This is a genomic window from Anaerostipes sp. MSJ-23, assembly GCF_018918155.1.
Taxonomy (GTDB): domain Bacteria; phylum Bacillota; class Clostridia; order Lachnospirales; family Lachnospiraceae; genus Anaerostipes.
Map to the genome: position 1 here is coordinate 1 of NZ_JAHLPY010000043.1, position 747 is coordinate 747.

Sequence of the window (747 nt, forward strand, 5' to 3'; positions counted from 1 at the left end):
AAAAATAGCTCACGTAAAAGTGGGCAAGACAAATAAATGATCATGGAATTAGAAGAGATAAAAACCTTCTTCACCAAAATCATCATCGAGATTATCTTCATTTAAGAAATCATCCATGTCCAGCAGGTCACCCTCGCTCATATGGCGAATGTTCTCGGATGTCATACCTTCTGGAGGGTTTAAAATATATTTTTCACGTAATTCATTGATCTTCTTTTTTATGGTGGGGTTCCTCCTTTATATGAGGATGATATCATAAAAAGAAGTGATCATGCAGAAGAACGCTTTCCACGGGAACGGGACATTGCGTTCTCGTACAATTCTTCAAGAGATACGCGGTGGTGGTTATGATATATTTCCAGGATTATCATCTGTTGTTTACAATGAGGACAGATCAGAGGATCATAGCCAAAAGAAGAAAGGATCGCAGTACGCCAGCGGTTAAAACTGCGGAAAATATGCCGCTTTTCTTTTGAAATGGCGAGATGGAGTTTTTTATCAATGGAACGATGTCTGGCATAAAGACCGCCATAACGGATCATCTTGAAATGTTTTTCAGGGATGTGCCGGATAAGGCGTTTAATAAAATCCATAACAGGAATGGTTTCCTGAACGTATTGGCCATCTTCGTGACGATTGTAATGGAAAGAGACAAGATCACCCATATAAGAATCGATTCTGGAAGTGGCAATGACAGGGCGACCAAGATACCGACCGATATATTTGGTAACAGTCTTAGGATCACAA

General features: G+C 39.9%; 1 protein-coding gene. It reads right to left on the reverse strand.

The features are described 5' to 3' along the window. Positions 1 to 269 precede the first annotated feature (269 nt). Positions 270 to 747: transposase (locus tag KQI71_RS12265; protein WP_216436397.1), on the reverse strand; the 478-nt coding region annotated here is incomplete at its 5' end.